This window comes from Achromobacter sp. Marseille-Q4962, assembly GCF_943737005.1.
Taxonomy (GTDB): Bacteria; Pseudomonadota; Gammaproteobacteria; order Burkholderiales; family Burkholderiaceae_B; genus Achromobacter.
This window is the reverse complement of the sequence record NZ_CALSFU010000024.1, coordinates 65,672-74,759: the sequence shown is the minus strand read 5'-3', so window position 1 is coordinate 74,759 and position 9,088 is coordinate 65,672. Positions and strand designations below refer to the sequence as shown.

10 protein-coding genes are annotated in these 9,088 nt (G+C 70.3%); 4 read left to right on the top strand and 6 right to left on the bottom strand.

Features of this window, described 5'->3' with window-relative positions; all coding sequences use genetic code 11:
* Positions 1 to 88 precede the first annotated feature (88 nt).
* The 3 genes from NGJ44_RS19135 (at position 89) to NGJ44_RS19125 (ending at position 2,228) form a co-directional block, all read left to right on the top strand.
* Positions 89 to 412 carry a hypothetical protein gene (locus NGJ44_RS19135; RefSeq protein WP_251865140.1) on the top strand — a complete coding sequence of 108 codons (324 nt, stop codon included), beginning with the start codon at positions 89 to 91 and terminating at the stop codon, positions 410 to 412.
* Between the two features lie 163 nt (positions 413 to 575).
* Positions 576 to 842 carry a hypothetical protein gene (locus tag NGJ44_RS19130; RefSeq protein WP_251865138.1) on the top strand — a complete coding sequence of 89 codons (267 nt, stop codon included), beginning with the start codon at positions 576 to 578 and terminating at the stop codon, positions 840 to 842.
* A 141-nt stretch (positions 843 to 983) separates the two neighbouring features.
* Positions 984 to 2,228 (top strand): SLC13 family permease, encoded by a 1,245-nt coding sequence (locus NGJ44_RS19125; protein ID WP_251865136.1) that lies wholly within the window; start codon positions 984 to 986, stop codon positions 2,226 to 2,228.
* 51 nt (positions 2,229 to 2,279) lie between these two features.
* Here the strand turns inward: NGJ44_RS19125 and ggt are convergent, their stop codons facing one another.
* Positions 2,280 to 3,875, bottom strand: a complete 1,596-nt coding sequence (gene ggt / locus NGJ44_RS19120) for a gamma-glutamyltransferase (protein ID WP_251865134.1) — start codon at positions 3,873 to 3,875, stop codon at positions 2,280 to 2,282.
* A 34-nt stretch (positions 3,876 to 3,909) separates the two neighbouring features.
* On the bottom strand, positions 3,910 to 4,881 hold the full coding sequence (locus tag NGJ44_RS19115; RefSeq protein WP_251865132.1) for a Bug family tripartite tricarboxylate transporter substrate binding protein: 972 nt from the start codon (positions 4,879 to 4,881) through the stop codon (positions 3,910 to 3,912).
* A 206-nt stretch (positions 4,882 to 5,087) separates the two neighbouring features.
* On the opposite strand from NGJ44_RS19115, the gene NGJ44_RS19110 reads away from it, so the two are divergent.
* Positions 5,088 to 5,759, top strand: a complete 672-nt coding sequence (locus NGJ44_RS19110) for a GntR family transcriptional regulator (protein WP_251865130.1) — start codon at positions 5,088 to 5,090, stop codon at positions 5,757 to 5,759.
* A gap of 48 nt (positions 5,760 to 5,807) precedes the next feature.
* Here NGJ44_RS19110 and NGJ44_RS19105 read toward each other — a convergent pair whose 3' ends face one another.
* From NGJ44_RS19105 to NGJ44_RS19090, 4 genes are read right to left on the bottom strand one after another with little or no spacing between them, the layout of a single operon-like run.
* Positions 5,808 to 6,524, bottom strand: a complete 717-nt coding sequence (locus NGJ44_RS19105) for an ABC transporter ATP-binding protein (RefSeq protein WP_251865128.1) — start codon at positions 6,522 to 6,524, stop codon at positions 5,808 to 5,810.
* Positions 6,521 to 7,255: an ABC transporter ATP-binding protein gene (locus NGJ44_RS19100; RefSeq protein WP_251865126.1), complete on the bottom strand. Its 735-nt coding sequence runs from the start codon at positions 7,253 to 7,255 to the stop codon at positions 6,521 to 6,523. The genes NGJ44_RS19105 and NGJ44_RS19100 overlap by 4 nt, the downstream gene beginning before the upstream one ends.
* Complete coding sequence (locus NGJ44_RS19095; RefSeq protein WP_251865124.1) at positions 7,252 to 8,199, bottom strand: branched-chain amino acid ABC transporter permease; 948 nt, start codon at positions 8,197 to 8,199, stop codon at positions 7,252 to 7,254. Before NGJ44_RS19095 ends, NGJ44_RS19100 begins: the two co-directional genes overlap by 4 nt.
* Positions 8,196 to 9,059: a branched-chain amino acid ABC transporter permease gene (locus tag NGJ44_RS19090; RefSeq protein WP_053245649.1), complete on the bottom strand. Its 864-nt coding sequence runs from the start codon at positions 9,057 to 9,059 to the stop codon at positions 8,196 to 8,198. The genes NGJ44_RS19095 and NGJ44_RS19090 overlap by 4 nt, the downstream gene beginning before the upstream one ends.
* Positions 9,060 to 9,088 lie beyond the last annotated feature (29 nt).

The window sequence follows — 9,088 nt, the reverse complement described above, 5'->3', positions numbered from 1 at the left end:
GGGCGGCGGGGGCGCGGGGTATAAGAGAGAGGAAACCGCAAGAACGGACGGCAGGGCGCGGCGCAATGCCGCGCCCGCGGAGCATGCCATGCGCGATCTGGTGCAACTGCGCCCCGAGGGCCTGTACTGTCCGGCGGGCGATTTCCAATCGATCTCTGGCGGCCGGTGCGTACGGCCATGCTTACCGACGGCCACGGCGATCACGCCCGCCCCGGCATGGAGCGCTGTCACGCCAGCGCCGAAGGACTGCCGATTCTGCGGTGGCGGCTGGGCGAGCAGGATTACCGCGCGCACGGCTATGGCGAGCCGTTCGAGCGCGGCCCTGCGGTTTCCGCGCATCTTGCGCTGGCGGCGCGACAAGCGGGCCCGGGACGCCGACCGGCTCGAGGCGCTGAAGCGGCTGGCGCGGTGAGCGGCGCGCGGCGGCGCCGAGTGTAGAAATTTCAAATAAGGGCCGTTTCGGCGCTGCCTGCCGGAGCGGCCGCCCGCGCCTGCCCGCGGGCGGCCGCTGGCACGGATATTGCAGGGCAGGGGTAGCCGCGCGACGCGGCTATAGAGAAAAAAGGGAGTACGTCATGGGCAAGCTCGATGTCAATCCGCAGTTCCTGTCGCATCGCACCCTCACGGAGGCCGAGCTGCGCGCCAAGCGCACGCTGGCCGCCGCGGAACAATTGCTGTACCCGGAACGGCTTTCCGACGAGGCGCGCATGTCCGCCGTGGAGGCCGAGCTGCAGCGCTACGTGAAGGAAGCCTATCCCCGGCACTCCCTTTCGCAATCGAGCGGCGTGCTGCTGCAGGACTACGGGCGGGCCCAGGCGGCGCTCGCCCAGCCGGCGGCCTGACCCGTTTCTGCGCAAAAGGAGGACGCATCCGCCGGGCGCGCCGGTTATGATGCCGCCTTCCTGATCCCGCCCGGCAGGCCGAGCGGCGGCGCGCGGCGGGGACGGGTTTTTTCCAGCCTTTTCCACCCCCGCCCGCTTTCCATGGCCGTCCCGCATACGCTGACCTGGCTGATCGCCGCCGCCACCACCCTGGCCATCCTGCTGCGCCCTTGGCGCCTGCCCGAATACCTCTGGGCCTGCGTGGGGGCGGGCGCGCTCGTGGCGCTGGGCCTGCTGCCGGCCGAGCGGGCCGGCCACGCGATGCTGCGGGGCACGGACGTCTATCTGTTCCTGGTGGGCATGATGCTGGTGGCCGAGGTGGCGCGCCAGGAGGGCCTGTTCGACTGGCTGGCGCTGCTGGCGGCCGACCACGCGGCCGGCTCCGCGCGCAGGCTGTTCGACCTGGTATTCCTGGTGGGCACCCTGGTCACGGTGTTCCTGTCCAACGACGCCACGGCCGTGGTGCTCACGCCCGCCGTGTACGCCGTGGCGCGCGCCGTGAAAGCGCCGCCGCTGCCGTATCTGTTCATCTGCGCCTTCGTCGCCAACGCCGCCAGCTTCGTGCTGCCGATTTCCAATCCGGCCAACCTGGTGGTGTTCGGGGCGCGCATGCCCGCGCTCGCGCCATGGCTGGCCCACTTCGCGCTGCCGTCGCTGCTGGCCGTCGGCTGCACCTACGCCACGCTGCGCCTGGTGTTCCGTGCCGAACTGGCCCAGCCCCTGGAAGCCTCGCCGCCACTGCCGCCCATGACGCCCCGGCTGCGCATGGCGGCCTGCGCCGTGGCGCTGACGGCGGTGACGCTGGTGGCCGCGTCGGCGCTGGGCTATCCGCTGGGCTGGCCCACGCTGGCGGCGGGCGCGCTGTCGGCGCTGCTGGTGCTGCTGCGCAGCCGCGCCAGCCCATGGCGGCTGCTCAAGGGCGTGGCCTGGGGCGTGGTGCCGCTGGTGGCGGGCCTTTTCGTGCTGGTGGAAGGCATGGCGGCCAGCGGGGCGCTGCAGCAGCTCGCGGCGCTGATGCGGGGCCTGCCGGCGGGCGCGGCGCCCTGGGCCGCGGGCGTGGGCGCCGCCGTGGCGGGCAACCTCGTCAACAATCTGCCGGCCGGCCTCATGGCCGGCACGCTGGCCGGCATGGCCGACCTGTCGGCGGGCACCACCGCGGCGCTGCTGATCGGCATCGACCTAGGGCCGAACCTGTCCATCAGCGGGTCGCTGGCCACATTGCTGTGGCTGCTGGCGGTGCGCCGCGAAGGCATGCACGTGAGTGCGCTGGGGTTCCTGCGGCTGGGGGCGGTGGTAATGCCGCCGGCGCTCGTGCTGGCGCTGGCGGCGCTCTGGATCGCCGGCTGAACGGTACGGCGTGCCGGGGTCCGCGCCGCCGCCCGCGCGCGCCGTGGCGCCTCAGTAGCCCACGGCCTGGCCGTCGCGCCGCGAGTCGGAAGCGGCCACGTAGCCGCCTTGCTCCAGCCGGCAGATGAGCTGGGCGGAGCCGAATTCCAGGCTGTCGCGCGGCGCCACCGCGATAGTGTGGCCGCGGTCGCGCAGGGCCTGCGCCACGTCGGCGGGCAGGTGCGACTCCACGTTCACCACCGGGCCGTTCTCCACCCGGAAGCGCGGCGCGTCGCTCATGGCCTGCGGATTCTGGCCGAACGCCGCCAGCCGCGTCGCCATCTGCACGTGGCCCTGCGCCTGCATGGAGCCGCCCATCACGCCGAACGACATCAGCGGCCGGCCGCCGCGCGTGAGGAAAGCCGGGATGATGGTGTGCATGGGTTTCTTGCGCGGCGCCACCTGGTTGGCGTGGCCGGGCGCGAGCACGAAATTCATGCCTCGGTTGTGCAGACTGATGCCTGTGCCCGGCACCACCACGCCCGAGCCGAAGCCGTGATAGTTCGACTGGATGAACGACACCATGGTGCCGTCGGCGTCCGCCGCCGTCAGGTAGACCGTGCCGCCGGCGGCGGGCGCGCCGGCCGGGGGCACGGCGCTGCGGTCCATGGAAATGAGGCGGGCGCGCTCGCGCAGGTAGGCGGGGTCGAGCAGCGCGGCGGCGCTGGTGCGCATGTGACGCGGGTCGGCCACGTGGTGATGCAGGTCGGCAAAGGCCAGCTTCATGGCCTCGATGCTGACGTGGTAGTAGTCGGCGCTGTCGCGGCCCATGGATTCCAGGTCGAAGTGCTCCAGCATGCCCAGCGCCATCAGCGCCGCGATGCCCTGGCCATTGGGCGGGATCTCGTGCAGTTCGTAGCCACGGAACGCCTGCGAAATCGGCTCCACCCATTCGGCGCAGTGCTCGGCCAGGTCGGCCTCGCGCAGCGCGCCGCCGGTTTCGCGCGCGAAATCGGCGATGCGGCGGGCGAGGTCGCCGCGGTAGAAGCTGGCGCCGCCGCTTTCGGCGATCTCGCGCAGGGTGCGCGCCTGGTCGGGAAATTTCCACCATTGGCCGGCGCGCGGCGCCTCGCCGCCCGGCAGGAAGGCCCGGGCGAAGCCCGGCTCGCCCGCGAGCCGGGGCGCCTGGGTGGCCCATTGGCGGGCAATGGTGGGCGAGACGGCGTAGCCCTGTTCGGCATACGAAATGGCGGGTTCGAACAACCGCTCGAAAGGCAGCTTGCCGAAACGCTCCGACAGGGCCTTCCAGCCCGCCACCTGGCCGGGCACGGTCACGGCGCCCCAGCCGGTGGGAGGCATGGTCTCGCGGCCGGCGAAGTATTCCGGCGTCCATGCGGCCGGCGCGGCCCCGCTGGAGTTGAGCCCGTGCAGGCGGCCGCCGTGCCAGACCAGGGCGAACATGTCGCCGCCGATTCCGTTCATCACGGGCTCGACCACGGTCAGCGCGATGGCGGCGGCCAGCGCGGCGTCCACGGCATTGCCGCCGGCCAGCAGCATGCGGAGCCCCGCCTGCGCCGCCAGCGGCTGGCTGGTGGCCACCGCATTGGACGCCAGCACCGGCATTTTCTGGGAGGGGTAGGGAAAGGACCAATCGAAGGGATCAGGCATGGCTGCGGCCGTCCGGGCGAAAAAGGTTATCGGGTCATTGGGGAGAAATGCCGGCCTGCTGGATCAGTTTCTGCGTGCGCGGCAATTCGTTCTTGATGAAAGCGGCGAACTCCTCGCGGGTGCCGCCCTGCGGTTCCGCGCCGGCCTCGGCCAGCTTGCCGCGCAGCCCGGGCTCGGCCAGCACCTTGTTGATGGCCTGGTTGAGCTTGTCCAGGATGGGCGCCGGCGTGCCCCGGGGCGCGACCACACCGTACCATGGCGCGATGTCGTAGCCGGCGAAACCTTGTTCGGCAATCGTCGGAATCGCGGGCGCCAGCGCGGAACGCTTGCCGTTGGACATGCCCAGCGCCACCAGCGCGCCGCTGTTGACTTGCGGCAGGCCCGTCATGATGGTGTCGAAATACATGGACACCTGGCCGCTCAGCAGGGCGGGAATCGCTTCGCCCGCGCCCTTGTAGGGCACGTGCAGGATATCGATGCCGGCCACCGACTTGAGCATTTCCCCCGCCATGTGCGAGGTGGTGCCCGTGCCGAACGAGGCGTAGGTCAGCTTGCCCGGATGCGCTTTGGCGTAGGCCACCATCTCCGGCAGGGTCTTGAACGGCTGGTTCGGATTGGCCAGCAGGATGTTCGGCGTGTAGGCCACCAGCGACACCGGCTCGAAGCTGTCGGGGTCGTAGGCCAGGCGCTTTTGCAGATACCGGCTGGTGACGATGGCCGCGGGGCCGCCCATGAGCAGGGTATAGCCGTCCGGCTCGGCCCGCGCCACGGCGGCGCTGCCGATGGCCGCCGCGGCGCCCGGGCGCGCCTCGACCACGAAAGGCTGGCCCAGCTCCCGGGACAGGGCCGCGCCGAGCTGGCGCGTGATGAGGTCGGTGGCGGACCCGGCCTGGAACGGCACCACGATTTTCACCGGATGCTGCGGCCAATCGGTTGCGGCGTGCGCGCCCGCGGCGGCAGAGGCGAGGGCGGCGGCGGCCAGGCCGCGCAATAGACGAGATTTCATGGATTCCCCTTGTGAGTTTCTGGTTCGTGCGTCCGTACGCGCCGCGGTGAGCACAGGCTCGCGGCGCGGCTGCTTGCGCAGTTTGCAATTAGACGCAGGCGCGTCCGGCGTTCCCATAGGGTTTTGCATCAATGGATAATTGGATCCAATTTATGTTATTTTGATCGCACACTATCATCTCGGCTTGAAACGATCCGGGGACAGGGATGCTGTCGTATCCAAGAACAGCCATCAGCGCCGAAGAAGAGGCCTATCAATACCTCCAGCAGGAAATCCGCCTGGGCCGCTGCGCGCCCGGCCAGCGCCTGGTGCCCGAAACCATCGCCGCCGAGATCGGCACCAGCCGCATGCCCGTGCGGGGCGCGCTGCGCCGCCTGGCCTCCGAGGGCCTGGTCGAGATCCGCGCCAACCGCAGCGCCGTGGTCAAGGGGCTCAACCCGGAAGAAATGCGCGAAGTCTTCGAAATGCGTTCCGTGCTCGAAGGCCTGGCCATGCGCAATGCGGTCGCCCGCCTGCGCGACGAGCACATCCGCAGGCTGGCGCGCATGCTGGACCAGCTCGACGAAGGCTCGGGCGACTACCTCGACTGGACCACCGCCCACCGCGAATTCCATGAGTTCCTCTGCGGCTTCTGCGCCCAGCCGCGGCTGCTTCGGCAGATTTCCGAACTGCACACGGTGGTGGAACCCTACATGCGCGTCTGGGCGGCCCAGCCCGGCCACAGCCCGCGCGCCCGCGTCTCGCATCAGGAACTGATCGACGCCCTGGTCACGCGCGACCCGGACCGCTGCGAGGCGGCCATGCGCCAGCACGTGCTCAACACCGTGCCGGCCCTGCAGCAATTCGTCGCCCGGCCCGAAGGCCGGGGCGGCGCATAATCGATTCGAGCGGATGCCCTACCGGCGCGCAGGGGCTGCGGCGCGTCCTCAGCTTCCGAGATACGCCCGCTGCACTTCGGGGTCGTCGATCAGTTCGCGCGCGGGCCCGCTGTGCACGATGCGGCCGGTTTCCATCACGTACCCGCGGTCGGCGTTGGACAGCGCCAGGTGGATGTCCTGTTCGACCAGCAGTATCGTCACGCCCTCGCGCCGGATGCCGCTCAGCACGTCCATCAGCCGCTCCACCACCACCGGCGCCAGGCCCAGGCTCATTTCATCCACCATGAGCAGCGCCGGCGCGGCCATGAGCGCGCGCGCCATGGCGCACATCTGCTGCTCGCCGCCCGACATGCTGCCGGCGATCTGCCGCCGCCGTTCCGCAAGGCGCGGAAACAGGCCGTAGACCTTGTCCAGGTCGCGCGCGATGGCGGCGCGGTCGCTGCGCCGGTAGGCGCCCATCAGCAGGTTTTCGTGCACCGTCATGCGGTCAAAGAGCTGGCGGCCCTCGGGCACCTGCACCATGCCGCAGGCGAACGCCTGGTCGGGGGTGGCCGACGAGAGCTGGCGCCCGTGCATGAGGATGCTGCCCGTGCACGGCAGCACGCGCGACACGGCGCGCAGCAGCGTGGTCTTGCCCGCGCCGTTGCTGCCTACCAGCGCCACGATCTCGGCGCGGCGCACTTCCAGCGACACGTCGTGCAGCACCGGCGCCTCGCCGTAGCCGGCGGACAGGCTCTCGACCCTCAACAGCGCGGCATCGTTCATGCGCGCCTCTTGCCGAGATAGGCCTGCACCACCTGAGGGTCGGCCAGCACCTGGGCGGGCGCGCCGTCGGCGATCTTCTCGCCGTGGTGCAGCACCAGCAGGCGGTCGGACAGGCTCTTGATGGCCTTGATGACGTGCTCGATGACCAGCACACTGATGCCGCTGTCGCGCACCTTGCGGATGACCGAGATGACTTCCTCGATCTCCACCAGGTTCAGGCCGGCCATGACCTCGTCGCACAGCAGCACCTTGGGCTGCATGGCGAGCGCCTTGGCCAGCTCCAGCCGCTTGCGGCCCGGGCCGCCGAGCTCGTCGGCGCGCTGCCCGGCCGCGCGGCCCAGGCCGACGAAGTCCAGGCAGGCCCGCGCCTGTTCGCGCGCCTGCGCCAGGCCGGGACGGCCGTCGGCGTGGCCGAACAGGGCGCCCACCGCCACGTTGTCCAGCACCGAAAGGCCGGGAAACGGCCGCATGATCTGGAACGTGCGGCCGATGCCCAGGCGCGCGCGGCGGTAGGCGGGCAGGGCGGTGATGGGGCGGCCCTGGTAATAGATTTCCCCCTCGGACGGCGCGAGCGTGCCGCTGACCAGGCTCACCAGCGTGGTCTTGCCCGCGCCGTTGGGCCCGATCAGGCCGAGGATCTCGCCTTCGCCCAGCGTGAAGCTCACCTGGTTCACCGCCACCAGGCCGGCGAAGCGCCGCGTCACGTTGCGCAGGTCCAGGATCGCGTTCATAGCCGGTGCGCCTTGATGTTGTCCGCGAAATAGCGCCAGCCCGTCTTGCGGAAGCGCCGCAGCAGGTCGGCCAGACCGCGCGGCATGAGCACCACCGCCGCCACGATCACCGCGCCGAAGAACAGGCCCGCCACGCTGGTCACCTCGCTGGACAGCCATTCCGACACGGCCGACAGCGACAGCGCGCCCACCACCGGCCCCAGCACCGTGCCGGCGCCGCCGAACACCGCCATGATGATCATCTTGACGTTCAGGCTGATGTCGAAGGCGCTTTCCGGATCGAGAAAGGTGATCCAGTACGCATGGATGCCGCCGGCCAGCGCCGAGAACACGCCCGACAGCGCAAACGCCGCCACCTTGTACAGCGTGGTGTTCACGCCCATCACCGCCGCGCCTTCCTCGTTTTCGCGGATGGCGATCAGGCCGAAGCCGAATCGGCTGCGCGTCAGCCAGGCCACGGTCAGGGTCGCCAGCGCCAGCAGGCCCAGCGACAGCTCGTAGAACAGCGGATCGTTGTTCAGCGGCGGCAGCACCAGCCCGATGTTCTGGCCCGCCAGCCCCACGTTGGATACGATGGCCGTCATGACCTGCGCCAGCGCCAGCGTGGCGATGGCGAAATAATGCCCGCGCAGCCGCAGCACGGGCAGCCCGAGCAGCAGCGCGAACGCCACCGCCAGCGCCACGCCGAAAGCCAGCCCCGCGCCGAACGGCAGTTCCCACTGCGCCATGGCGATGCCCACGCCGTAGCTGCCCAGTCCGTAGAAAACGGAGTTGCCGAACGACGCGTAGCCCGTATAGCCGCCGATGATGTTCCAGCCCTGGGCCAGCACCGCCAGCAGCAGGGCGTTGATGCCGAACTGCACCAGCACGTCCGACCCGTACCAGGGCACGCCCGCCAGCACGGCCAGCGCGGCGAGGATGAGCACGGCGCGCGCGGCCTTCATGCCGTTCTCCCCAGCAGCCCGCCGGGCCGCACGATGAGCACCGCCACCAGGATGCCGAAGCTCGCCACGTCGGCGAAGGTCGGCCCCACATACAGCATGGTCAGCGACTCCACAATGCCCAGGAACAGCCCGCCCACGATCACGCCCAGCGGGTTGTCCAGCCCGCCGATGATGGAAATCGCGAAACTCTTGGCCGTCAGCGCGGCGCCGATGTACGGGTTGATCTGCGACACCGAGCCATACAGGCCGCCCGCCGCGCCGGCCAGCGCCAGTCCGAGCCCGAACGTCACCGCATATAAATGGCGCGGCTCCACGCCATACAGCCGGGCGGCCACCAGGTTCTGCGCCGTGGCGCGGATGGCCCGGCCCAGCCGCGTATGCAGGAGCAGCAGCCACATGCCCACGGTCAGGGCCAGGGCCACGGCGAACGCGGCCAGCCTCACCAGCGGCACCGTCACCGGCCCCAGCGTGTAGCTGTTGCCCGCATACGGCGGATTGATGGTGCGGAAATCCGCCGAGAACGCCATCTGCGCCAGATAGGTGAGCACTACTTCCAGCCCGAACGTAATGAGCAGCGTATTGAACATGGGGCCGCGCACCACCAGGTTCAGCAGCCCGCGCTGCAGCACGTAGCCCAGCGCGAACAGCGACACGGCCGTGACCGGCAGGCCCAGGAACGGGTCCACGCCCAGGCCGTTGTACAGATACCAGGACAGGTAGGCGCCCAGCATGATGAACGCGCCGTGGGCCAGGTTGACGATATTGAGCACGCCCCAGACCAGGGCGAGCCCCAGCGCCATGACGGCGTAGAGGCCGCCCAGCAGCGCGCCGTTGGCGAGGATTTGCGCGAGCAGGTCCACGATCGCGGGTCCGGAAAGCCCGAAGGGCA

What these genes read in the sequence shown, in the direction of transcription:
- NGJ44_RS19135 (WP_251865140.1), top strand. Translation starts at nt 89, where the DNA reads ATGCGCGATCTGGTGCAACTGCGCCCCGAGGGCCTGTACTGTCCGGCG.
- NGJ44_RS19130 (WP_251865138.1), top strand. Translation starts at nt 576, where the DNA reads ATGGGCAAGCTCGATGTCAATCCGCAGTTCCTGTCGCATCGCACCCTC.
- NGJ44_RS19125 (WP_251865136.1), top strand. Translation starts at nt 984, where the DNA reads ATGGCCGTCCCGCATACGCTGACCTGGCTGATCGCCGCCGCCACCACC.
- ggt (WP_251865134.1), bottom strand. Translation starts at nt 3,875, where the DNA reads ATGCCTGATCCCTTCGATTGGTCCTTTCCCTACCCCTCCCAGAAAATG.
- NGJ44_RS19115 (WP_251865132.1), bottom strand. Translation starts at nt 4,881, where the DNA reads ATGAAATCTCGTCTATTGCGCGGCCTGGCCGCCGCCGCCCTCGCCTCT.
- NGJ44_RS19110 (WP_251865130.1), top strand. Translation starts at nt 5,088, where the DNA reads ATGCTGTCGTATCCAAGAACAGCCATCAGCGCCGAAGAAGAGGCCTAT.
- NGJ44_RS19105 (WP_251865128.1), bottom strand. Translation starts at nt 6,524, where the DNA reads ATGAACGATGCCGCGCTGTTGAGGGTCGAGAGCCTGTCCGCCGGCTAC.
- NGJ44_RS19100 (WP_251865126.1), bottom strand. Translation starts at nt 7,255, where the DNA reads ATGAACGCGATCCTGGACCTGCGCAACGTGACGCGGCGCTTCGCCGGC.
- NGJ44_RS19095 (WP_251865124.1), bottom strand. Translation starts at nt 8,199, where the DNA reads ATGAAGGCCGCGCGCGCCGTGCTCATCCTCGCCGCGCTGGCCGTGCTG.